This window comes from Novosphingobium sp. ST904 (assembly GCF_001298105.1).
Taxonomy (GTDB): Bacteria; Pseudomonadota; Alphaproteobacteria; order Sphingomonadales; family Sphingomonadaceae; genus Novosphingobium.
The window spans coordinates 122,907-145,294 of record NZ_LGJH01000155.1; the positions used below are offsets into that span (position 1 = coordinate 122,907).

The 22,388-nt window shown below is 67.1% G+C and carries 17 protein-coding genes and 1 pseudogene; 11 read left to right on the forward strand and 7 right to left on the reverse strand.

Going from position 1 to position 22,388, the window contains the following annotated elements; genetic code table 11:
* The first annotated feature begins 136 nt into the window (after positions 1-136).
* The gene (locus ADT71_RS19020; protein WP_054439312.1) at positions 137-499 is read left to right on the forward strand and encodes a tol-pal system YbgF family protein; all 363 of its coding nucleotides are present in this window, start codon (positions 137-139) and stop codon (positions 497-499) included.
* A gap of 45 nt (positions 500-544) precedes the next feature.
* On the opposite strand, the pseudogene ADT71_RS19025 reads toward ADT71_RS19020, so the two are convergent.
* The 5 genes and pseudogenes from ADT71_RS19025 to zwf all read right to left on the reverse strand — a co-directional run bounded on the left by ADT71_RS19025 (position 545) and on the right by zwf (position 8,445).
* Positions 545-3,330, reverse strand: a pseudogene (locus ADT71_RS19025) (phosphoenolpyruvate carboxylase).
* Positions 3,327-3,953, reverse strand: coding sequence for a bifunctional 4-hydroxy-2-oxoglutarate aldolase/2-dehydro-3-deoxy-phosphogluconate aldolase (eda, locus tag ADT71_RS19030; protein WP_054439314.1), 627 nt, complete (start codon positions 3,951-3,953; stop codon positions 3,327-3,329). Before eda ends, ADT71_RS19025 begins: the two are co-directional and overlap by 4 nt.
* Entirely contained in the window at positions 3,950-4,954 is a 1,005-nt protein-coding gene (locus ADT71_RS19035; RefSeq protein ID WP_054439316.1) for an ROK family protein, read from the reverse strand. Before ADT71_RS19035 ends, eda begins: the two co-directional genes overlap by 4 nt.
* Positions 4,951-6,765 (reverse strand): phosphogluconate dehydratase, encoded by a 1,815-nt coding sequence (gene edd / locus ADT71_RS19040; RefSeq protein WP_054439318.1) that lies wholly within the window; start codon positions 6,763-6,765, stop codon positions 4,951-4,953. The genes ADT71_RS19035 and edd overlap by 4 nt, the downstream gene beginning before the upstream one ends.
* 222 nt (positions 6,766-6,987) lie before the next feature.
* On the reverse strand, positions 6,988-8,445 hold the full coding sequence (gene zwf / locus ADT71_RS19045) for a glucose-6-phosphate dehydrogenase (RefSeq protein WP_255351673.1): 1,458 nt from the start codon (positions 8,443-8,445) through the stop codon (positions 6,988-6,990).
* A gap of 424 nt (positions 8,446-8,869) precedes the next feature.
* Here zwf and ADT71_RS19050 point away from each other — a divergent pair, with 424 nt between their 5' ends.
* Positions 8,870-9,868: a cell wall metabolism sensor histidine kinase WalK gene (locus ADT71_RS19050; protein WP_054439320.1), complete on the forward strand. Its 999-nt coding sequence runs from the start codon at positions 8,870-8,872 to the stop codon at positions 9,866-9,868.
* A gap of 47 nt (positions 9,869-9,915) precedes the next feature.
* Here the strand turns inward: ADT71_RS19050 and ADT71_RS19055 are convergent, their stop codons facing one another.
* Positions 9,916-11,376 (reverse strand): porin, encoded by a 1,461-nt coding sequence (locus ADT71_RS19055; RefSeq protein WP_347812938.1) that lies wholly within the window; start codon positions 11,374-11,376, stop codon positions 9,916-9,918.
* 485 nt (positions 11,377-11,861) lie between these two features.
* Here ADT71_RS19055 and ADT71_RS19060 point away from each other — a divergent pair, with 485 nt between their 5' ends.
* The 6 genes from ADT71_RS19060 to phoB are packed head-to-tail and all read left to right on the forward strand — an operon-like array spanning position 11,862 to position 17,457.
* Positions 11,862-12,905, forward strand: a complete 1,044-nt coding sequence (locus ADT71_RS19060) for a substrate-binding domain-containing protein (RefSeq protein ID WP_054439323.1) — start codon at positions 11,862-11,864, stop codon at positions 12,903-12,905.
* A gap of 37 nt (positions 12,906-12,942) precedes the next feature.
* Complete coding sequence (gene pstC / locus ADT71_RS19065) at positions 12,943-14,316, forward strand: phosphate ABC transporter permease subunit PstC (protein WP_054439326.1); 1,374 nt, start codon at positions 12,943-12,945, stop codon at positions 14,314-14,316.
* Positions 14,309-15,262, forward strand: a complete 954-nt coding sequence (gene pstA, locus ADT71_RS19070; RefSeq protein ID WP_132469284.1) for a phosphate ABC transporter permease PstA — start codon at positions 14,309-14,311, stop codon at positions 15,260-15,262. The genes pstC and pstA overlap by 8 nt, the downstream gene beginning before the upstream one ends.
* A gap of 4 nt (positions 15,263-15,266) precedes the next feature.
* Complete coding sequence (gene pstB, locus ADT71_RS19075) at positions 15,267-16,028, forward strand: phosphate ABC transporter ATP-binding protein PstB (protein ID WP_054439330.1); 762 nt, start codon at positions 15,267-15,269, stop codon at positions 16,026-16,028.
* Between the two features lie 50 nt (positions 16,029-16,078).
* A complete protein-coding gene (gene phoU, locus ADT71_RS19080; RefSeq protein ID WP_054439332.1) occupies positions 16,079-16,774 on the forward strand; it encodes a phosphate signaling complex protein PhoU in 696 nt (231 codons plus the stop codon).
* A complete protein-coding gene (gene phoB / locus ADT71_RS19085; RefSeq protein ID WP_054439334.1) occupies positions 16,771-17,457 on the forward strand; it encodes a phosphate regulon transcriptional regulator PhoB in 687 nt (228 codons plus the stop codon). The genes phoU and phoB overlap by 4 nt, the downstream gene beginning before the upstream one ends.
* Before the next feature lie 34 nt (positions 17,458-17,491).
* On the opposite strand, the gene ADT71_RS19090 is transcribed toward phoB, so the two are convergent.
* Positions 17,492-18,358 carry a helix-turn-helix domain-containing protein gene (locus ADT71_RS19090; protein WP_054439336.1) on the reverse strand — a complete coding sequence of 289 codons (867 nt, stop codon included), beginning with the start codon at positions 18,356-18,358 and terminating at the stop codon, positions 17,492-17,494.
* Between the two features lie 140 nt (positions 18,359-18,498).
* Between ADT71_RS19090 and pobA the strand changes: the two genes are divergently transcribed.
* The 3 genes from pobA (at position 18,499) to ADT71_RS19105 (ending at position 22,359) form a co-directional block, all read left to right on the forward strand.
* The gene (gene pobA, locus ADT71_RS19095; RefSeq protein ID WP_054439338.1) at positions 18,499-19,668 is read left to right on the forward strand and encodes a 4-hydroxybenzoate 3-monooxygenase; all 1,170 of its coding nucleotides are present in this window, start codon (positions 18,499-18,501) and stop codon (positions 19,666-19,668) included.
* Between the two features lie 278 nt (positions 19,669-19,946).
* Positions 19,947-21,191, forward strand: coding sequence for a hypothetical protein (locus ADT71_RS19100; RefSeq protein ID WP_054439340.1), 1,245 nt, complete (start codon positions 19,947-19,949; stop codon positions 21,189-21,191).
* The gene (locus ADT71_RS19105) at positions 21,184-22,359 is read left to right on the forward strand and encodes an efflux RND transporter periplasmic adaptor subunit (protein WP_054439342.1); all 1,176 of its coding nucleotides are present in this window, start codon (positions 21,184-21,186) and stop codon (positions 22,357-22,359) included. Before ADT71_RS19100 ends, ADT71_RS19105 begins: the two co-directional genes overlap by 8 nt.
* The last annotated feature ends 29 nt before the right edge of the window (positions 22,360-22,388 follow it).

A 22,388-nucleotide genomic window follows, 5' to 3' on the forward strand; every position in this document is an offset into this window, starting at 1 on the left:
CACGCCTGCCTTTTCTCAAGTTCTTCAGTCGGGCGCATTGTCCGCCGGAGCGGATCGGTCTCCGGGCGTTCCAGCCTTTTCCGGCATTCCGATGCAGCCTGCCTTCTCCGGGCCGGGACGAGGCGCCGGTCCGCAAATGACGCTGGCGCGCACTCTACTTGCGGAAGGCAAATATGCCGAAGCAGACCGGATATTGACTGATCTCGTCCACCGCTCGAACAATAGCGAGACCTATTTCCTGAAGGGCGTTTCCTCGCTCGGCACAGGCCAGTCGGCGTCGGCCCGGACCTATTTCAAGTCCGTGCTGATGAGCCGGAAAACGCGGCATGCCGGCGCCATGACGGGCCTTGCGCTTTCGGAAATTCAACTGGGTAATAGGCCGGCGGCAGAGCGAATACTCGAAACTCTCAAGTCGCAGGACGATCGCTGCGACGGACGCTGTTCGCGCAGCACTTCGATAGAGCAGGCCGTTTCCACTGTGGAAAAGGCCCTGGGCTAGCGAAGCTCATGCCCCCGCCCGGATGAGCGGGGGCACCATGTTCCTTTACCCGTGGGCGCCGAACTCGTTCGCCAGCGCGTGGTGATCCGCAGTGAAAGCGCATAGGAGCGTGCGATCGGATCGATGTAGTCGCGGTGGATAGGGGTATATCCGGTCGCGCTTGAATCCGGATAATCGCTTGGCAGTTCCACCTTGAAATCGTCGATCGAGGGGAAGCTCGTCGGGAAGGCGCGGCGAAGCTGGGCGAGGCCATCCTCGACACGCAGGGTGAAGAACATCTCCAGCACGTCGTCGCGGCTGATATCGTTCGCGCGGCTGAACTGCGGCACCATGACCACACGCAGGAACATGTGCTTGAACAAGGCGATCCGCAGCGATTGCAGTACGCCCAGGCTGCGGCGGGTATGCTCGCGGTCCGGCAGCGGTGCTTCGTTCGGCAGCAGGTCGAGCAGGAAGTGCAGCTTCATCGCATCGACCCTGAGGCGCGAGGCGAGGCGGCGATAGACGCCGGTGCGGTCATCCTTGGTCAGGTATTCGGCCAGCTTGAGGCAAGCCCCCGCGATGTGCTGCTCGTCGCCGCGATAGGGGCGGCTGGCCCAGTAGGCCGAGTTGAACAGTTCGCCATAGGCCGCCACCGTCTTGATCGAGGCCAGCGCGTTGGCATGCCGGGCAAGCCGCATCAACTGCTGCCCGCGCTCGCTTTCGCGCAGCAGGGCGGCCACTTCCTCGCGGTTGCCGTCGGACGCGGTGCCGATCCCGGCGATCACGTTCACCGGATAGCCCAGTTGCTGGAGGATCGCGTTGTGCGGGATCGCGCGGATCTGGCGCAGGCTCATCGAGCGGTCGGCCGCAAGGTCCGACTGGCGGCGCGACTTGCGGCTGCCGGTATCGTTGAGCAGCCCCAGACCGAAGGCCGTGATCGCGCGACTGTAAGTGCTGCTTTCCAGATGCTCGTGCTGCACGCCGCGAATGGCGCGGTAGAAATCGAGGCTGAGGTCGGTGCGGCGATAGAACAGGTCGGTCGGCGCTTCGGCGTCGGCGCCCCACAGCGGCATTTCGGCCATGCGGGTGAGCGTGGCGAGCGCCAGTTCGTCCGACCCGAACCAGAGATAACCGTCACCGCCCTGGAACGAGACTTCGGGCTCCAGCCGGATGCCCGCGCGCAGGAAGCGGCGGCGGGCCCAGGGGCTCATCGGCCAGTCGAACCGGTCCTTGAGGCTGGAGGGATGCGCGCCGCGGCCCATCGATTCGCCGTGGGTGTTGAAGATCAGCGCCGAAACGTCGGTGAGGCCGTTCGCCACCATGGCTTCGGAAAGGCGGCCCTGCAGTCGCTCGATGGCGAGCGCGGCGGGAACTTGCCCGACGAAGCGGCCCGCGTCCGAGAAGCCGGTCTGGATCGAGACGCGGCCGCGCTTGTGGGCATATTCGCGGTAGGCGGGTTCTGCCAGCACCGCGTCGATGAAGCGGCCGCCATGCTCCAGCGCGCTTTCCGTCTCGAACAGCGGCGAGACGTCGACTTTCTCGTCGATCCCGAACATCCGCGCGAAGTAGAGCGCGGCGAGGATCGTGGTGGGCTCCTCGCACTCGGCCACGAGCATGCGGATCGGCGCATCCGCGTCGATATGGGCGAGGATCTGCGCCATCGCCAGGAACTGGCGCACGGCGGTGGAATTCTCGATGGCGAGTGCGGCGAAGTTCGACCTGAGCGGGCGGACTTCGGCCAGCAGCTCGCGCGTGCGGACCAGCGCGGCCTGGCTGGCGAGGTTCAGCTTGCCTTCCGGGTCGATACGCAGGCGGATCGCGTTCTGGAGCTGCGAGGCGTTCACGCGGAAGTGGATCCAGCCCATGCCAAGCCCGTCCGCCCGCATGGCGGCGGCGGCGACCAGCAGTGTGCGGGCCTGGTCCTGATCGGCGTGGCGCGCTTCGTATTCGAGGTCGCTCACGATGCCTTCAAGGCTGACGAGCTTGTCGGGATGTTCGGCGGTGAGCGCGTTGGCTGCTTCCGACAGCGCTCTGGCGAGGAGAAGTCCTGCGCGAAGTGCGCGGCCATGTCCCCGGCGAGCGTGCCGGCGCGGGCCAGCCTGGCTGCGGTGTCCGGGGCTGCATGTTCCAGCATCGCGGCATAGCCGGCAAGACGCTGTGCCTTTTCCTCCAGCCGGTAGCGGATCGAGGTGGACCAGCCGATATCGGTGCGCCCGTCCATGTCGTAGCCCACCCACGAGGCGAAGCGCACGGGCATGGGGTTCAGGCCCTTCCAGCGCTTGGGCCAGCGGGCGGCGGCAATGTCGAACAGGCGTTCGTTGATACGGTCGCGGGCCTTCTGGCCGCGCGCGATCGCCTCCATCGCCTTGCCGTGCTCGTAATCGAGCGTGATCGTATCACGGTCGGGCGAGGCGGCGCAGACGGTGGCCTCGCTGTGATCGCCGGTGGAGGCGGCGTGAGTCACGGCTTCGGTCTGGGCGGTGGAGAGCAGGAAAGTAGGGTGCCCGGTGAAGACGACATGGGCGGCGGGGCGCTGCCAGCGCACGGCGAAGGCGGTGAAGTCTTCTTCGCTGGCGGCTTCGTCGAGCCGCTTTTCGTTTTCGGCCGTGGCGATGGGGGCGAGCATGCGGTCAAGCCGCGCGGCGCGGGCGCGCAGCCCCTCGCACTCCATCTCGGCGACGAGGGCCTCGATCTGGTCGAGGCCCATTTCGCCGTTTTCCAGCTGGCGCGACAATTCGAGCCCCAGCTGGAAAACCGGATTGTAGAGCGGCGTGCTGGGCGGTCAGGACATGGAGTTCCTGAAGGCGGCGGTCGAGATCGTCGACCGTGGTCAGCGCCGCGCCCGTCATCGCGGGAGCCCCGCGGCGAGGCGGGCGGCCGCCTCGATCTTCGCCACATCGGGCTTGCCCTTGGGCACCATCCAGCTGCCGCCGACGCAGAGCACGGCATCAAGCGCCAGCCATTCGGGGGCGTTTTCAGGCGTCACCCCGCCGGTCGGGCAGAACTTGGCCTTGAACAGCGGGGCAGAGATCGCCTTCAGGGCCGGAGGACCGCCCGCCGCCATGGCGGGGAAGAACTTCAGCCGGTCGAACCCGCATTCCAGTGCGAACATCACGTCGCTGGCATTGGCGGTGCCGGGCAGGAACGGGATTCCGGTCTTGTAGGCGGCTTCGGCCAGCATCGGGGTGAGGCCGGGCGAGACGATGAATTCGGCGCCCGCATCGATGGAGCGCTTCAGGTCGTCGGGCGAAAGCACGGTGCCCGCGCCGACCACGGCGCCGGGAACCTGCTTCATCACCTTGATCGCCTCGATCGCGCATTCGGTGCGCAGCGTCACTTCGAGCGCGGGCAACCCGCCCGCGACGAGCGCTTCGGCGATCGGCAGGGCGTGTTCGATATCCTCGATCACCAGCACCGGGATCACCGGGGCCAGACGCATGACCTTTTCGACGGCTTCGGACGGGCTGCTCATTGAACGTGCTCCCTGACATAGGCGGCAGCCGCGCCGAACAGGCCGGGCTGCGGATGGGTGATGAGCTTGACCGGCATCTGCGCCATCATGCCGGCAAAGCGGCCCTTGGCGCAGAAACGCTCGGCAAAGCCCGAGGACAGAATGGTTTCGCGGATACGGTAGCCGAGCCCGCCGGCGATCACGACGCCGCTGGCGCCGTGCGCCAGCGCGCAGTCACCCGCCGCGCTGCCGAGTGCCAGGCAGAAACGGTCGACGGCGGCGGCGGCCAGCGGGTCGGAAAGATTGGTGCCTGCAGTCCAGATATCGACGTCGGTCATATCGTGAATCGCGCGGTTCTCCATGGCGGCGAGCGTCTGGTAGATGTCGACGATGGCGGGGCCGGAGACGACGCGCTCGGTGGAGACGCGGTTGTGCCGCTTGCGCAGACGGGCGAGGATCGCGTCCTCGATCAGGTCCAGCGGCGCATAGTCGGTATGGCCGCCTTCGGTCGCCTGCACGTGGTAGAACCCGCCCTGGCCGTGGGGCAGGCCGTTGCGCCACAAGTGCGCCACGCCAAGCCCGGTGCCCGGGCCGAGCACGCTGAGCGTGCCCGATACCGGCAGCGGCACGTCCGGCCCGGCCAGATGCAGGAACTGGTCTTCCGGCGCCAGCGCCACGGCATAGGCCACCGCCGCGAAGTCGTTGACCACGGTGTAGCGTTCCACGCCCAGCTTTTCGGGGATCAGGCCGGGGCGGATGATCCACGGGTTGTTGGTGAAACGGATCACGTCGCCGCCGACCGGACCGGCGATGGCAATCGATACCGCCGGCGGGACTGTCCCGCCGTTCCGCTCACGGAAGGCCTGCCAGGCAAGCTGGAAGCTGCCGTGGTCGCTGGTGTGGAGCGTGACCGGCTCGTCCAGCGTGATCTGGCCCTGTCCATCGACTGCGGCCAGCGCGAAGCGTGCGTGCGTGCCGCCGATATCGACGGCTACGAGTTCGGTACTTCCCTGGGCGCTCACAGTCCCGCGACCTCCAGCATCGAGGAGCCGCCCTGTTCGGCGCCGCCCGCATTCATGCGGAACATCGCGAAGAGTTCGCGGCCCATGCCTTCGGCAGGCGCGGGCAGCGGGGCGGGCGAGCGACCGGAGAGGTCCGCCGTGGTGGACAGCGTGCCGTCTTCCGCCGAGAGGCGCACGATATCGCCGTCCTGCAGATAGGCGATCGGGCCGTCGGCCAGCGCTTCCGGGGTGACGTGGATCGCGGCGGGAACCTTGCCCGAAGCGCCAGACATGCGCCCGTCAGTGACCAGCGCCACCTTGAAGCCGCGATCCTGCAGCACGCCGAGCGGCGGGGTCAGCTTGTGCAGTTCGGGCATGCCGTTGGCGCGCGGGCCCTGATGGCGCACGACCACCACCACGTCGCGGTCCAACTCGCCCGCCTTGAAGGCGTTGATGACGGCTTCCTGCGTCTCGAACACGCGGCACGGCGCCTCGATGGTCCAGCGCTCCTGATCGACCGCGCTGGTCTTGAAGGTGGCGCGGCCCACGTTGCCGGAAACGAGGCGCATGCCGCCGTCGGGCAGGAAGGGCTTGGCCACCGTGCTCAGCATGGAATCGTCGCCGCTGACGGCAGGCGCGGGCTTCCACTTGAGTTCGCCATCGTCGAGCGTCGGCTCAGTGGCATAGGCGCGCATGCCGCCGCTGGAGACGGTGAGGATGTCCTCATGGGCCAGCCCTGCATCGAGCAGCTCGCGCACCACCCAGCCCATGCCGCCGGCGGCGTGGAAGTGGTTCACGTCGCCCGAACCGTTGGGATAGACGCGGGTGATGAGCGGCACCGCGCCTGACAGTTCGTCGAAGTCCTGCCAGTCGATGTGGATGCCGGCGCAGCGGGCCATGGCGGGCAGGTGGATGGCGTGGTTGGTCGATCCGCCGGTGGCGAGCAGGCCGACGATGGCGTTGACGATCGCCTTCTCGTCCACGACGTGGCCCATCGGGCGGAAATCGTCGCCCTTGCGGGTCATCTCGGTCACGCGGTGGACGGCGGCGCGGGTCACGGCCTGACGCAGCGAGGTGCCGGGCGGCACGAAGGCGGCGCCGGGCATGTGCAGACCCATCATCTCCATCATCATCTGGTTGGAGTTGGCGGTGCCGTAGAACGTGCAGGTGCCCGCCGAGTGATAGGAGGCGCTTTCGCTGGCCAGCAGTTCCTCACGGCCGACCTTGCCCTCTGCATAGAGCTGGCGGACCTTCTGCTTCTCCTTGTTGGAGATGCCGCTGGGCATCGGGCCGGAGGGGATGAACACCGCCGGAAGATGGCCGAAGCGCAGCGCGCCCATGACCAGGCCCGGCACGATCTTGTCGCAGATGCCCAGGAGGGTCATGCCGTCATACATCGCATGGCTCAGCGAGACGGCGGTGGAGAGGGCGATGGTGTCGCGGCTGAACAGCGAGAGTTCCATGCCGTCGAAGCCCTGGGTCACGCCGTCGCACATGGCGGGCACGCCGCCTGCGACCTGTGCCGTAGCGCCCACTTCGCGGGCGTAGAGCTTCATCTGCTCGGGATAGCGGCCATAGGGCTGATGGGCCGAGAGCATGTCGTTGTAAGCGGTGACGATGCCGACGTTGATCGCCTTGCCGGTGGCGATGGCGGGCTTGTCTTCGCCGCTGGCCGCAAAACCATGCGCGAGGTTGGAGCACGAAAGGAACGAACGGTCCGAATGACGGCCGGCTTCGCGTTCGATCATGGCGAGATAGCGTTCGCGGCTGGGCTTCGACCGCTCGATAATGCGATCAGTCACGCGGGCGACCACCGGGCTGAGATTGCTCATGGGGTTACTCCTGCACTTTCCGTCTGTCTTTTTGTCTCAGCCTCCCGAAGCCGCCGCAACAGGATCTCCCGAGCGAAGGCTTGAAGGCATTTAGGTAACCGGTGTCAACATCTATCTTCCACCGGTTTGCGGGGGAACGGGGGCGCGGGACGACGCGCGCACCCTGGCATATAGGGTGCGCTGCGAGGTCATGCCCGCCCTGGCCTTTTTACTCTGGCCCGGTCACTCATGCCACGTGACGCCGTCGCGCTCGGCGAGGGCGATGGCGGCGGAGGGGCCCCAGCTTCCGGCAGTGTAGGTCTTGGGCTCCTGGGCCTGTTCCTCCCACTCGGCGCGGATGGCGTCGATCCAGTCCCACTGGGCTTCCACTTCGTCCCGGCGGACGAACAGCGTCTGCTCACCCTCGATCAGGTCCAGCAGCAGGCGCTCGTAAGCGATGCGGCGCTGCGGGCCGGCGAATGCGTCGGGCATGGTGATGGCGAGCGGGATCGAGCGCAGGCCGAAGCCGTTGCGATCGAGGCCCGGCACCTTGGCCATGAGCGAAAGCGTGATGTTTTCGCTCGGCTGGATGCCGATGACGAGGCGGTTGGGCACCGTGCGGGCGCCCCTGCCATGGAAGATCGAGTGCGGCACGTCGCGGAACTGGACGACGATCTCGGTCGTGCGCTTGGGCAGGCGCTTGCCGGTGCGCAGATAGAAGGGCACGCCCTGCCAGCGCCAGTTGTCGATATGCGCCTTGATCGCGACGAAAGTCTCGGTGTTCGAATCCTTGCCCAGTTCGTCGTCGTAGCCGGGCACGGCCTGGCCGCCGATGGCGCCGGCGCGGTACTGGCCGGTGACGGTCTCGTTGGCGGCAACCTTGCGCAAGGAGCGCAGGATCTTCACCTTTTCGTCCCGCACGCTGGTGGCGTCATAGCTGACCGGCGGCTCCATGGCGACGAGCGCGAGCAGCTGGAGCATGTGGTTCTGCACCATGTCCCGCAGCGCGCCCGAATCGTCGTAATAAGCCACGCGCGATTCGAGGCCCACGGTTTCGGCCACGGTGATCTGCACATGATCGATATGCGCCGCGTTCCACAGCGGTTCGAACATCAGGTTGGCGAAGCGCAGCGCCAGCAGGTTCTGGACGGTTTCCTTGCCCAGATAGTGGTCGATGCGGAAGATGCGGTCTTCCGGGAAGGCGCGGGCCACGGCGTCGTTGATGACCTTGCTGGAGGCAAGATCGATGCCGAGCGGCTTTTCCAGCCCGATGCGCACATTGTCCCCGGCAAGGCCGCTGGCCTGCAGGCCGCGAATGGTCGGCTCGAACAGGCTGGGCGCGGTGGACAGGAAGATCGAGAGACCGTCCTGCGGCTGTCCGACCTTGGCTGCCAGCGCATTGAAGCCTTCCATCTGGTTGGCGTCGAGCGTCTGGTACGACAGGCGGTTGAGGAACCGCGCCATGCCGCCGCGCCGGTCGGCGGGCAGGAACTGTTCGAGCGAGGCCCGCGCGAAATTGCGGAACTCGGCGTCGTCATGGTCGGAACGGGCCGTGCCGATGATCTCGACCTTGGGGTCGAGCAGGCCTTCGGCATCGAGGGCGCAGAGCGAGGGAAGGAGCATGCGGCGCGAAAGGTCGCCGGTGGCGCCGAACAGGAGCAGACGATCTGACGTGAATGGGGCCGATATGGAATTGGTCACTGGGCGCAGTCCACCTTCTGGGGGTTATCCACCTATATGGTCATTTTCCGCCGGGGATCGACGGGCTCCTCCTCCAACAATCCAGTCATATGCAACACGAGGAGAAAGGGTCGGCCATGGGATAGAGTCGATCCTGGAAGTGGCAGGATGTCACGATCGGGGTATCAGGCAGGACGTCTGGTCTTCGCGGTTGCAGCATAACATGGACTGCGTGCGAAGTGCTAGGCGAGAGCGCGGCAAACCTCAACCACGTTTGCACGGATTGAACGCAACAAGTGCCCGTATACGTATTTAGCACCGGCTCGCGGCAGGATTTTCCGCAAGTTCGTTGCCCGGGCGTCTTTGTCCTGTCGTCCGGCGCGGGCATGGAGAAAGATCGGCGCCGATCGGAACGGCGCGCAGAAGGACGGAAGGCGAATAGATCATGGCCGGTGAGGGCGTACACCTCCTCGAACACCTCCAGACACCCGCGATGATGGTTTCACGGGGCCAGGTCCGTTTCGCCAACAGCGCCGCGCGTGCCCTGCTGGGCGCGCATATCGTGGGGCAGGACGTCCGCATCGCCATCCGCGAGCCGCGCGCCGTGGCGGCGATCCTCAGCGATGAGGGCGGCACCGCCCGCGTCAGCGGGCTGTCCACCGGCGGCAGCGTCTGGGAAGTCGATTGCCGGGTGGTCTCGGCGACGGACCGGCTGGTCAGCCTCTACGATCTTTCCGAACGGGTCAGCGTGGCCAAGTCCCATGCCGATTTCGTCGCCAATGCCAGCCACGAACTGCGCACGCCGCTGGCCAACGTGCTGGGCTACGTCGAAACCCTGCACAACCCCAAGGCGGGCGGCGACGAAGGCGTGCGCAAGCGCTTCCTCGACACGATTCGCCACGAGGCCCAGCGCATGGAAGCGCTGATCTCGGACCTCATGTCGCTTTCGCGGATCGAGGCGGTGAAGCACGAGGTGCCCTCCGAGCGGGTGGAGATGGTGTCGCTCGCCAACGAGATCGCCGGTGAGGCGCGCGGCGACGCGCAGATCGCGGTGCAGTCCAACTGCGAGCAGGCGGTGGTCGCCGGCGATCGCGGCCAGCTTGCGCAGGTCCTGCGCAATCTCATCGACAATTCGCTGAAGTACGGCAAATCGGGCGGGCCGGTGGACGTGAGCCTGGAGGCGACCGCGACCGGCTGGGTGCTGGTGACCGTGCGCGATCACGGCGAGGGTATCGCGCCGGAGCATCTTCCCCGCGTGACCGAGCGCTTCTACCGCGCCGACACCAGCCGCAGCCGCGCCGTGGGCGGCACCGGGCTGGGCCTGTCGATCGTCAAGCACATCGTCGAGCGCCACCGGGGCCGCTTCGATATCGACAGCCGTCCGGGGCAGGGGACTACCGCCTCGCTGATGTTGCCGCTGCGCAAGGAAGCGGCGGCGGGTTAGGTATACAACCTGGGCGGCGGGCCTGCCTCCCGGCAGGCTGTTCGCCCTCAGAAATCCAGTTCGAACCGGGTGCCGATGACCTGCGCGTCGTAGTCGGTCTTGCCGGAGGGCAGGGCCTTGGCGCCGGTATAGTCCATCAGCGCATAGTTCACGTTGAAGCGCAGGTTCTGGATCGGCTCCCACACCAGCGCGGCGATGTAGCCGTTCTGGGTGCCGCCGCGAATGTCACGGTCGTTGAGGTCGAGCCAGTCGTAGCGCAGCGTGAACAGGACCGAGCCGATGCCGCCTTCGCCCACCGGGTGGGCAGGCTTCTCGACGCGGAAGATGCCTTCCTTGTAGCCGCGATGATCGCCCTTGGTCAGGAACAGGCCGGTCTCGGCATAGGCGCCCTGGAAGGTGACGGTGGAGGCGTCGACGCGGTTGGCGGTGAGCGCGTGATATTCGGCGGCGGCGTGCCAGCGGCCGCGAATGGCGGCGAATTCCACGCCGTAGTGATCCTCCTCCGAGACGTTCATCGCCGGGGTGCCGATCAGGCGCGTGTTGGTCGAATGGACGAAGGGGCGCTGGCGGTAGCGGGTGTCGCTTTCGGCAAGGCGGCCGAGGCGGCGCCAGTGGGCCGAGCCGCCGAAGTGCAGCTGGAGATCGCCGATCTTCGGCGCGAAGACGAGGCGGCCGTCGAGGCCGTAGCTGTTGTTCTCGTCGCCGCCGTTCTCGCCGTCGCTGTCGTTGGCGAGCGCGGAAATGTCGTCGGTGAACACGCCCGCCTGCGCCAGCCACGGCCCCTTGCCGTACTGGAAGGCGAGACCGAGGCGGCGTTCGAAGTTGAAGGCGTCGGTGAAGGCGGCGCGCTCCATCACGCTGCCGGAGGTGTCGCCGGTGAGTTCGTCCAGCGACTGGAAGGAGTTCTGGTTGCCGAGCCGGATCTGCCACGGGCCGGTGTGATAGCCCACATAGGTATCCACCAGATCGACCGCGTTGTCGGACAGTTCCAGTTCCAGCTTGTAGTCGAAACCGGCGCCCAGCGCGCCTTCGGCGCCGAGTCGGATGCGGCGCATCTCGTTGTTGAAGCCAAGACCCTTGTCGTCGAGGCTGCCGGGCGCGCTGACATAGTTGGCGTCGGCCTGGATGCGGCCCTTGACCTTGAATGCGCGGTCGCCCTGCGCGAACTGCGGGCTGCCCTTCCAGTCGATGCTGGTGGCGTCCTTGTCGCCGGCGCGGGGGGCGGGAGCGGCGGTGCCGGCGGCAATGGCAGGCGTGCCGGCCGGCGCGGCGCTCTGGGCGGTGCCCTGTGCCGCGGCTGCGGCGGGGGAGGCTTGTGCCGCGGCTGCGGCGGGGGAGGCCGCGTTGAGCCGCGCTTCCATCGCCTCCATCTGGGCCTTCATCGTGCGGATCTGCGCGCGGAGAACTTCCGCTTCCTCAGCCGAGATCGCCTGCGCATGGGCGCCGGGGGCGGACAGAACGATGGCGACGGCGGTCGCGCAGGCCATGACGAGGCGCATATCAGGCATTCTCCAGAGCGCTGCACCGATGTGCTGGGCGCGACGAGGCCGACTATTGCCGTTCAGTGACAGTTTGATGACGATTGTGACTGCGAATATGACGAATATGACGATCGGCGCGGGGGGCTTCGTTCGGGTATCCGCGCCCGATCCGGGATTCGGCCGGAGTCGCACCGGCGACATGATCGAGTTTCTCATCGACACGGGCGGGAAACAATCCCGACACGTCGCGCAGGAGAGGCGCCGGGCCGCAGCGCGACTCCGGGACCGGCGGCTGAACGGCCGGGCGCCTCCCTGCGCGACGTCTCACGATTGTCATCCTGCTGACCCGGCCGAGGCCCAGAACAGGTTCGCGGCGCCTGGCCGGGTGGCGGTTCGAAGCGCTGGAACCCCAGCATTTGCGTGACTTGCCGAGTTATGTCACTTCATTGTCATGGAAGTGTCATGCTATCCCAATAGGGGCGTCGCAGAAGAAATCCCAAGGGGTCAAATCCATGCGTCCGACCAAGACAATCATTGTTGCCGCCGTTTCCGTGCTGGCCCTGAGCGCCTGTGGCGGTTCGGGCGGCTCCACCGCGGGTTCGCGCAATTTCGTGCGAGCCGTGGGCTCCTCCACCGTGGCGCCTTTCGCCAACGTCATTGCCGAACAGTATGCGAAGACCGGCGCGCAGTCCCCGGTGGTCGAATCGACCGGCACCGGCGCCGGCATGAAGCTGTTCTGCGCGGGCGTCGGCGCCCAGCACCCCGACGTCGAGGATGCCTCGCGCCGCATCAAGAAGTCGGAATTCGAGGAATGCCGCAAGAACGGCGTGACCGAGATCGTCGAGATCCAGGTCGGCCTTGACGGCATCGCCTTCGCCGAGGGCAAGAACGGCCCCGGCATGAAGCTGACCCCGACCGACGTCTACAAGGCGCTGGCCGCCAATCCCTATGGCAAGCCGAACACCGCCAGGACCTGGAAGGACGTGAACCCGTCGCTGCCGAACGAGCCGATCCTGGTCTATGGCCCGCCTTCGACTTCGGGCACGCGCGATGCTCTCAAGGAACTGATCCTCGAAGCAGGCTGCAAGACCGATGCCGTGACCGCCGCGCTCAAGGAAACCGCCAAGGACAAGTACGAGGCGATCTGCCACGACATCCGCGAGGACGGCCCTTATGTTGACGCCGGCGAGAACGACAACCTGATCGTCCAGAAGATCTCGCAGAACCCCAAGGCGATCGGCATCTTCGGCTTCTCGTTCCTCGAGGAAAACACCGGCACCATCAAGGGCATCACCATGTCCGGGATCGAGCCGACCTACGCCACCATTTCCGACTTCACCTATCCCGGCGCCCGCCCGCTCTACATCTACGTGAAGAAGCAGCACCTCGGCCCGATCAAGGACCTCCTGGGCTACGTGGCCGAATGGGCCAAGTCGTGGGGCCCCGACGGTTCGCTCAAGGCCAAGGGCATGGTGATCGCGCCTGAGGACGTGCGCCGCAAGAGCGCCGAGATCGCCGCCAAGATGACCGTGCTCGACCCGGCCGAACTGAAGTAATCACCTTGGACGACTGGGACGCGAAGGGCGGCCATTCATGATTCTCACCGGAGTTCTCCTGGCCGTCCTCGGCCTCGGTCTCGTCGGCTGGTTTGCCGCAACGGGCCGGGCCCGGCTGCTCCATACCGGCCGGGGCTCGATGCATTCGATGCCCGGCTATCACGCATGGCACGTCGCCCTGTGGATCGTCATCCCGGCGCTGGTCGCCTGGGGGGCGTGGCAGGCGATCATGCCTGGCCTCGTGGACGGGGCGGTCATGGCCGACCCCGCCGCGCAGCAGCTTCCCGCCGATGCGATGAGCCGCGCGGCGATCCTTGCCGAAGCGAAGACCATTGCCGACAATCCCGATGCGGTGGCGTTCAATCCGCTGTCCAACAGCCTGTCCGTCCCGGTCCGCGAGGCGCATGGCCGCTTCGGGCTGATCGGCGGGCTGGTGGTGGCGATCGTCGCGCTGGCCGGCGGCGGCTGGGCCTTCACCCGCATCCGGGCCGGCTATCCCGCGCGCACCCGCGTGGAACGCGGCGTGTTGGGACTGCTGCTGATCGCCTCGCTGATGGCGGTGCTGACCACGTTCGGCATCGTCGCCTCGCTGGTGTTCGAGGCCGGGATGTTCTTCAAGGACGTTTCGCCGATCGCGTTCCTCACCGGCACGCACTGGTCGCCCGGCAATGCACGGCCGGACAACCTGGCCGACAGCTTCGGCGCGGTGCCGCTGTTCTGGGGCACGATCTACATCGGCGCGATCATCGCCATGATCGTGGCCATCCCATTGGGCCTGATGAGCGCGGTCTACCTCACGCAATATGCCTCGGGCACGATCCGCAAGTGGCTGAAGCCCATGCTGGAGATCCTCGCGGGCATTCCCACGGTGGTCTACGGCTACTTCGCCGCGCTGACGGTGGCGCCGATCTTCCGCGACTTTGCAGGTTCGCTGGGCATGTCCAACCCGTCTACCGAGAGCGCGCTGGCTGCCGGCGTCGTCATGGGCGTGATGATCATTCCCTTCGTCTCCTCGATGGCGGACGATGCTCTGGCTGCCGTGCCCCGCGCGATGAGCGACGGTTCGCTGGCGCTGGGCGCCACCAAGTCGGAAACGATCAAGAAAGTGCTGCTGCCTGCCGCGCTGCCCGGCATCGTCGCCGGCGTGATGCTGGCGATCAGCCGCGCCATCGGCGAGACCATGATCGTCGTCATGGCCGCGGGCGCTGCCGCGAACCTTTCGGCCAATCCCTTCGCCTCGATGACCACGGTCACCTACCAGATCGTGCAGATGCTGACCGGCGACCAGGAATTCAACAGCCCCAAGACCCTGTCCGCCTTCGCGCTGGGCCTGGTGCTGTTCATCGTCACGCTCATCCTCAACATCATCGCGCTGCGCGTGGTGAAGCGCTTCCGGGAAGCTTATGAGTAACGCATCTCTCAGTGACGCGCGCGGGGGCACCGCCGGGGGCGCCGTCCCCCACGGCACCCACGGCAATGCACGCTGGCAAACGCCCGAGGCATTGCGCCGGATTTCCCGCCGCAATGCCTCCGAGCGCCGCTTCAAGCTGATCGGTCTTGGCGCGATCGTCCTCAGCCTCGCCTTCCTGGCGCTGCTGCTGGTCATCATGCTGAAGAACGGCCTCGGCGGGCTGGACTGGAACTTCCTCTCCGGCTCCGATTCAACCGATCCCGACGTCGCCGGCGTCTGGGGGGCAGCCAAGGGTTCGCTGCTGACGATGCTCGTCACCCTGCTGCTCTCGTTCCCGATGGGCGTGCTGGCGGCGATCTACCTCGAGGAATTCGCTCCCCGCGCGCGCTGGATCGAATGGGTCGAAGTCTCGATCAACAACCTCGCGGCGGTGCCCTCGATCATCTTCGGCCTGCTGGGCCTTGCGGTGTTCATCAATACGCTGGGCATGCCGCGCTCCTCGCCGCTGGTCGGCGGCCTCACGCTGGCGCTGATGACGATGCCGGTCATCGTCATCTCGGGCCGCAACGCGATCAAGGCGGTGCCGCCCTCGATCCGCGACGCCGCGCTGGCGATCGGGGCGAGCAAGATGCAGACGGTGTTCCACCATGTCCTGCCGCTTGCGCTGCCCGGCATCCTCACCGGCACCATCATCGGCATGGCCCGCGCGCTGGGTGAAACCGCGCCGCTGCTGATGATCGGCATGCGCGCCTTCGTCGTCACCCCGCCGGGCGGGATCACCGATCCCTCCAGCGTGCTGCCGATGCAGATCTTCCTGTGGTCTGACGAGATCGACGCCGGTTTCGTCCAGAACACTTCCGCTGCGATCATCGTCCTGCTGGTCTTCCTGCTGGCGATGAACGGCCTTGCGATTTACCTTCGAAACAAGTTCGAAGTGCGTTGGTAGAGACATGACAAAAGCCAAACTCACCGCCCGTAACGTCGACGTGTTCTACGGCCCCAAAAAGGCCATCAACAACGTCTCTATCGAGATCGACAACGGCCTCGTCACCGCTTTCATCGGCCCCTCGGGCTGCGGCAAGTCGACGTTCCTGCGTTCGCTGAACCGCATGAACGACACGATCGCGGATGCCCGCGTCACCGGCGAGATCCTGCTGGACGGCGAGGACATCTACGCCGCCTCGATGGACCCGGTGGCCCTGCGCGCCCGCGTCGGCATGGTGTTCCAGAAGCCGAACCCGTTCCCCAAGTCGATCTACGAGAACATCGCCTATGGCCCGCGCATCCACGGCCTGGCGCCGTCCAGGGCGGACCTCGACGGGATCATCGAAAGCTCGCTGACCAAGGCGGGCCTGTGGGACGAGGTGAAGGACCGCCTGCAGGAGCCCGGCACCGCGCTGTCGGGCGGCCAGCAGCAGCGCCTGTGCATCGCCCGCGCCATTGCCGTCAGCCCGGAAGTGATCCTGATGGACGAGCCGTGCTCCGCGCTCGACCCGATCGCCACCGCGCGCATCGAGGAACTGATCGACGAGCTGAAGGACACTTACGCCATCGTCATCGTCACGCACTCGATGCAGCAGGCCGCGCGCGTTTCGCAGCGCACGGCGTTCTTCCACCTCGGCAACCTGGTGGAATATGGCGACACCAGCCAGATCTTCACTACCCCGCGCGAGGAAAAGACCAAGGACTATATCACCGGCCGCTACGGCTGATCGGCCCGCCGCCGGTGCTATAAGTCAGGGAAATTCAGGGAAGACACCAAATGGTCGATCATACAGTCAAGGCCTTCGACAGCGAGATCGGGCAGCTTCGCGGCCTCGTCGCCGAAATGGGCGGGCTCGCCGAAGTCGCGATCCGCGACGCCATCGTCGCGCTCACGCAGCACGACGAGGAACTCGCCGCGCAAGTCGTCGCGGCCGATGCGCGCCTCGATGCGCTGGAAGCCGAAGTGGACCGGCTCGCCGTCCGCACGATCGCGCTGCGCGCGCCCATGGCCGACGATCTGCGCGACGTGATCGCCGCGCTGAAGATCTCCGGCGTGATCGAGCGCATCGGCGACTATGCGAAGAACATCGCCAAGCGCGTGAATGCGCTGGAAAACCGGGGCAAGATCGAGCCGCTCGAACTCGTGCCGATGATGGCCGAGATTGCCGAGGGCATGGTCCGCGACGTGCTCAATGCCTATGGCTCGCGCGATGCCGCGCTGGCGCAGGAAGTGATCCGCCGCGATGAGAAGCTGGACCAGTTCTACAACACGCTGTTCCGCTCGCTGCTGACCCACATGATGGAGAACCCGGCGACGATTTCCAGCGCCGCGCAGCTTCTCTTCATCGCCCGCAACCTCGAACGCATCGGCGATCACGCCACCAATGTCGCCGAAATGGTCTACTATGCCGCGACCGGCGAATACCACGCCGAGCGCGACAGCCAGACCGACGATACAAGGGACCTGCCGTGAACCCTTCCGTCCTTGTCGTCGAAGACGACCGCGCCCTTTGCGAACTGCTCACCTGGAACCTCAGCGCCGAAGGATACCAGGTGCGCAGCACCGGCGACGGCGAGGAAGCCCTGCTGATGGTGCAGGAACAGGTGCCCGATGCCATCATTCTTGACTGGATGATCGAGCATGTGCCCGGCATCGAGGTCTGCCGCCAGCTTCGCAAGGACAAGGACACGGCGCAGATCCCGATCCTCATGCTCACCGCCCGCGGCGAGGAGGAGGACCGCATCCGCGGCCTCAAGACCGGCGCGGACGACTATGTGACCAAGCCGTTCTCCCCGCGCGAACTGCTGGCCCGTATCGAGGCGCTGCTGCGCCGCGCGCGGCCTTCGCTGGCGGGCAACGTGCTCCAGTGGGGCGACATCGAGCTGGACGCCACCAGCCACCGCGTGCGCCGCGGCGGCGAGGCACTGCACCTCGGCCCCACCGAATTCCGCCTGCTGCGCTACTTCATGGAACGCCCGAACCGGGTGGTCTCGCGCCAGCAGATCCTCGACGGGGTCTGGGGCATGGACTCCGACATCGACGAGCGCACGGTGGACGTTCACATCCGCCGGTTGCGCAAGGCGATCAACCGCGACGGTGACACCGATCCGATCCGCACCGTGCGCGCCGCCGGCTACGCGATGGACGTCACCTGACCTGACCTGACGGGAGGGTGAGGGCCGGGCGCCCTCATTCTCCATGGGCGTGAGTGGACTTGTCGAGGTGCGGGCGATGCCCCGTCATCCGCAAGTAGAACCGCGAGAAGTACGACGGGTCCGAGAAGCCCAGTTCGTTCGAGACCTGCACAACGCTGGCATTGGCGAAGCAGAGCAGGCGCTGCGCCTCCAGGGCAAGGCGGGCGTGAAGCAGTTCCTGCGGCGAGCAATCCAGCTTTGCGCGGCACAGGCGGGTGAGGGTGCGCGTGGTCATGCCCAGCCGCTGCGCATACCAGCCGATCGGCAACTGGTCCCGAAAGTGCAGTTCCACGAGGTGGCGCAGGCGCGAGAGGCGCAGGTCGCTGCCGTGGTCGCCGCCGTCGGCCTCGATCTCCGGCACCAGCGAGCGCAGCAGGGCTTCCGCCATGGCGAGGAACAGGCCGCTCGGCCGCCGCCAGTCCTGCGTGATGCCCAGCATTTCGGCGGACAGGAATTCCACCCGATCCTGCACCTCTGCCGGCGTCATCCCGGCGCGCCCGTGCGTGAGGGCATGCAGCATCGGGTCCGCGTCGGCGCTGCGGCGCTGCGCGAAGCCGCTCGACAGCGTCAGCACGTAGCCGACCGTTTCCGGCCGGAAACGGAAGCCATGGACGCTGCCCACCGGCACGACGATGTGGCACGGCCCCTCCAGCGTCTCGGTGACATTGTCGATCGTGAGCGTGACCTGTCCCTTCGATACCAGCATGACCTGCACGCTGCGCACATGGCGATGCGGTGCGATTTCCCAGTCGTGCAAGGAACTTCGGGCCGCTATCGTCTCGATATGACCGAATTCCGGCGAGCTGTCGGGTATGTCCTCGCCATAGAGGACATAAGAGGGGACGGGCCGGGCTGTTGTCATGGCGTGTCTCGAAAGTACCGGAAGAATGGCCGTCCGGTGCATTCCGCCAGGTGGCGGCGCCTGTCAATCCCAAGGGCGAAGCGAGGCTCCCCCGCAAGAGGAGCGAGAGCCCGCAGGTCTGAAATTGGGAGAATGCGAACATGCGCACTCAAGTTGCCATCGTCGGGGCCGGACCGGCCGGACTTCTGCTCGGACACCTGCTGCGTGCCGAGGGCATCGACTGTGTCGTCGTCGAGCGGCAGACCGGCGAATATGTCCTCTCCCGCATCCGCGCCGGCGTGCTCGAACAGGGCACCGTCGCACTGATGGAGCGCCTCGGCCTCGATGCCCGGATGAAAGCCGAAGGGCTGCCGCATGACGGGTTCAACCTGGCCGACGGCGAACGCCTGATCCGCATCGACATCAAGGCGCTGACCGGCAAGCAGGTCATGGTCTACGGGCAGACCGAACTCACGCGCGACCTGATGGAAGCGAGCGAGGAACGCGGCCTCGAAGTGATCTACCAGGCCGCCGATGTCGCCCTGCACGATATCGAGAGCGACGCGCCTTTCGTTACCTACATGAAAGACGGCGAGGCGCACCGCATCGACGCGCGCTTCATCGTCGGCTGCGACGGTTTCCACGGTCCCTCGCGCGCGGCGATCCCGGCCAGCGTCGGCCAGACTTTCGAGCGCGTCTACCCCTTCGGCTGGCTCGGCATCCTGGCCGACGTGCCGCCGTGCAATCACGAACTGATCTATGCGCACCACGAACGCGGCTTCGCGCTCGCCTCGCAGCGCAGCCACACGCGCAGCCGCTATTATATCGACGTGCCGCTGACCGAGAAGCTGGAGGACTGGAGCGACGAGCGCATCTGGGACGAACTCTCGATCCGCCTCGGCCCCGATGCCGCCGCGCACATCACGCGCGGCCCTTCCATCGAAAAGTCGATCGCGCCGCTGCGCTCCTTCGTGTTCGAGCCGATGCGGCACGGCAGCCTGCTTCTCTGCGGCGATTCCGCGCATATCGTGCCGCCCACCGGCGCCAAGGGCCTCAACCTTGCCGCCAGCGACGTCTACTACGCCTGCGAGGCGCTCGGCGCGTTCTTCAAGGCGGGCGACAACGACGCCGTGGCGGGCTACTCGGCCAAGGCGCTGCGCCGGGTCTGGGCTTCTGAACGGTTCAGCTGGTCGCTCACCAAGCTCATGCACCGCTTCCCCGACGATGGCCCCTTCGAGCGCCGGATGCAGCTTGCCGAGCTAGACTATATCGCATCGAGCGAACACGCCCGGCGGGTGATCGCCGAGAACTACGTGGGGCTTCCGGTCTAGGTCGTAAACTGGCGGAGCCCCTGCTCGCCGGCCCACGCCGCCTGACCGCGAAGCATTTCGACAACTCTCTTCCGTCCCGTGCGTTCGGTTCCCGAAGCCGAATGCACGGGAGGATGGGACGTTCGATGAATTACGGTCTGGCCAGCAGGAAAACGGGCGCCGAAAGGGATGTTCCGGCCTGCGGCGGCGATGGGGTTTTACCCCGAACTGCAAGAAGTTGGTGCCTTCGCATACGCAGCACGATTGCCTCTGCGAACATTGCTGCTATCGCAGCCAACGTGCGAAACCATGCTGTCATAAGCCGCGCGGGCGGCCCGCTCGTACTGGCGCTGGCCCGTGCGCTGCCCCGTTCGTTGCCCCGTGCCCTGGCCGCTACGGTGCCGCTTGCGCTGGCCGCCTGCGCCACGCCGCAGGCGCCCGAAGTCCACGCCAGCCTGTCGCTGGCGCCCCCCGTGGAAGCGCCGACCGATGGGGACTGGTGGAAATCGGCAGGCGATCCGCTGCTCGCGAACCTCGTGGAGCGGGGCCTTGCCGCAGATGGCGATCTGGCCTGCCGGGCCGCGCGGCTTCACCAGCAGGAGGAAAGCGACGCGGCGGCTTCGCGGCGGCTGGCCGGGAAGGTCCGCGCGCTGGTGGGCAAGGACGAGGCGCCCGAGCGTGACGCTGCCCGCTCCGCCTGGGCCTATGCCTATGCGCAGGCCCGCGCCGACCGCGCCAGCGAAGTGGCGCAGGCCTATGTGCAGGTTCGCAGGCTCCAGCAAATCCTCGTGCTGCGGACAGAGCGGCTCGACCAGTTCCGCGACAATGCGGTGATCGCCGAGTTCCGCCGCCAGGCCGGGCTCGTCACCGCGATCGACGGCGGGCTGGGCAACAGCATGGCCGGCGTGGTCGATGCCGATGTCGCTTCCACGCGCGCCCGCTTCGATGCCGCGCGCGCCGCGCTTGCGGCGATGACCGGGATGGACGGCGATGCCCTGCTGACCGCGCTCGGCGAAAGCGCAGAGATTCCCGCTTTCCCGCCGGGCACCGCGCCCGCCCCCGATGCTCCGCTTCACCGGGCGGACCTCATGGCCCTGCGCAGCCGCCTCGAATCCAGCCTCGCGCACGAAAAGGTGACGCAGGAGCAGCTCGACGCGGCGCGTGCCGACCCGGATGGCGCGGCCGTGCCGCCGTCCTTGCGGGAGGCGATTCGCAAGCTCGACAAGACGCAGGCCGATGCCCGCGCCGAGATGGTTTCGGCGCGCCAGGCGCTTGCCGCATTCGGCCCGCGGGAAGCCGCGCTGGCCGATGCGGCCGCGCAGGCGAAGCGCGCGGTTACCGATGCGCGCGCGGCCTATCGCGCCGGTTTCGGCGATTTCGCCACGCTCTACGTCACCGAGGCGGCAGCACTGGCCGCCGAAGAGGCGCGGGTTTCGCTCCATGCCGACCGCGCGGCGGCGGTGATCCGCCTGCACAGGCTGGAAGGCGCGGGCTGGTCCGCCGCCGACCTCGAACCGCCGGTGGGGGGCGCGGCCTGTGACTGAAGCCGAAACGGGCGTACTCGATACATTCCTGGGCGCGGGCAACCGGCGCGGGCGGGGGCACAAGCTCAGCCTCGCGCTGCTGGCGCTGGCGGTGATCGCCTCGATCTTCCTGCTGATGCGGTTCCTGGGCGGCACCGATTCTCCTTATTACACCGCCCTGGTCGAACGCGGCGACGTGACGCCGCTGGTGTCCGAGCGCGGCACTGTCCACGGCAGCGGCGAAGTCGTGCTGGCGGCGGCGCTGGACGGCACCGTCACGGCGGAAGGCGTTCCGGCCGGCGGCAAGGTGGAGGAAGGGCAAGTCCTTGCCACCATCGACGCCGAGCCCCTGCGCAGCACGCTGGCCGCGGACCGTGCGCTGGTGTCCGCCGCCGAATCCGACCTTGAGGCCGCCCGCGCCGCGCGCGAGGAGGCGGCGGCCAAGCTCGGCCGGTTCGAGGATGTCTGGCGGCGCTCCGGCCACCGGGTTCCCGCGATCAACGAACTCGAAGGTGCGCGCGGCGCCGTGGAACGTGCCGGCCGCGAGGTTTCCGCCGCCGAAGCCCGGCTTTCCGCCGCAAGAAGCAGCCTGAAGGCCGATAGCGAGAAGCTGGCTTCCGCCGTGGTCCGCGCGCCGTTCTCGGGCTTCGTGGTCGATCGCAACATCAGCAACGGCCAGCGCGTCCGCACCGGGATGCGCCTGTTCACGCTGGCGGCCAGCGACGAGACGCTGGAGATCGAGGTCCCGCTGGCCAAGGCCGGCAATGCCGAGATCGGCACCGGCACGGTCGCGCGGGTGCGGCTGGATGCGATGCCGGACGAAGCGCAGCAGGCCACGCTGGCGCGCGTGCTGGTGGACCGCGCCGATGCGCCGGGTTCGCGCCGCGCGGCGTTCACGCTGGAAAATCCGGCGCAGACCGTTCGCCCCGGCATGGCCGCCACCGTCGAGATCGCCCTGCCGCCGCGCAAGGGCGTGATGCTGGTGCCCGATGCCGCGCTGACCTTCGAACCGGAAAACTCGGCTGATCGCAGCAGGGCGCGCATTTATCTCGTTTCGGCGGACGGAGAGCCGCGCCGGGTCTATGTTGCGACCGGCGCGGGCGATGGCAAGCGCACCGAAGTCATCGCGAACGACCTCAAGCCTGGCGACGAGGTCATCATCGGATGGCGCAACCCGCCTGCTCGCTGAGACTGCCCGAGCACCCAATCGAGGGACGT

Coding starts and splice junctions, on each gene's coding strand:
- phoU (WP_054439332.1), top strand. CDS start 16,079: ATGGTCGATCATACAGTCAAGGCCTTCGACAGCGAGATCGGGCAGCTT.
- ADT71_RS19090 (WP_054439336.1), bottom strand. CDS start 18,358: ATGACAACAGCCCGGCCCGTCCCCTCTTATGTCCTCTATGGCGAGGAC.
- pstB (WP_054439330.1), top strand. CDS start 15,267: ATGACAAAAGCCAAACTCACCGCCCGTAACGTCGACGTGTTCTACGGC.
- ADT71_RS19050 (WP_054439320.1), top strand. CDS start 8,870: ATGGCCGGTGAGGGCGTACACCTCCTCGAACACCTCCAGACACCCGCG.
- ADT71_RS19060 (WP_054439323.1), top strand. CDS start 11,862: ATGCGTCCGACCAAGACAATCATTGTTGCCGCCGTTTCCGTGCTGGCC.
- pobA (WP_054439338.1), top strand. CDS start 18,499: ATGCGCACTCAAGTTGCCATCGTCGGGGCCGGACCGGCCGGACTTCTG.
- pstC (WP_054439326.1), top strand. CDS start 12,943: ATGATTCTCACCGGAGTTCTCCTGGCCGTCCTCGGCCTCGGTCTCGTC.
- pstA (WP_132469284.1), top strand. CDS start 14,309: ATGAGTAACGCATCTCTCAGTGACGCGCGCGGGGGCACCGCCGGGGGC.
- ADT71_RS19055 (WP_347812938.1), bottom strand. CDS start 11,376: ATGCCTGATATGCGCCTCGTCATGGCCTGCGCGACCGCCGTCGCCATC.
- eda (WP_054439314.1), bottom strand. CDS start 3,953: ATGAGCAGCCCGTCCGAAGCCGTCGAAAAGGTCATGCGTCTGGCCCCG.
- edd (WP_054439318.1), bottom strand. CDS start 6,765: ATGAGCAATCTCAGCCCGGTGGTCGCCCGCGTGACTGATCGCATTATC.
- ADT71_RS19020 (WP_054439312.1), top strand. CDS start 137: ATGACGCTGGCGCGCACTCTACTTGCGGAAGGCAAATATGCCGAAGCA.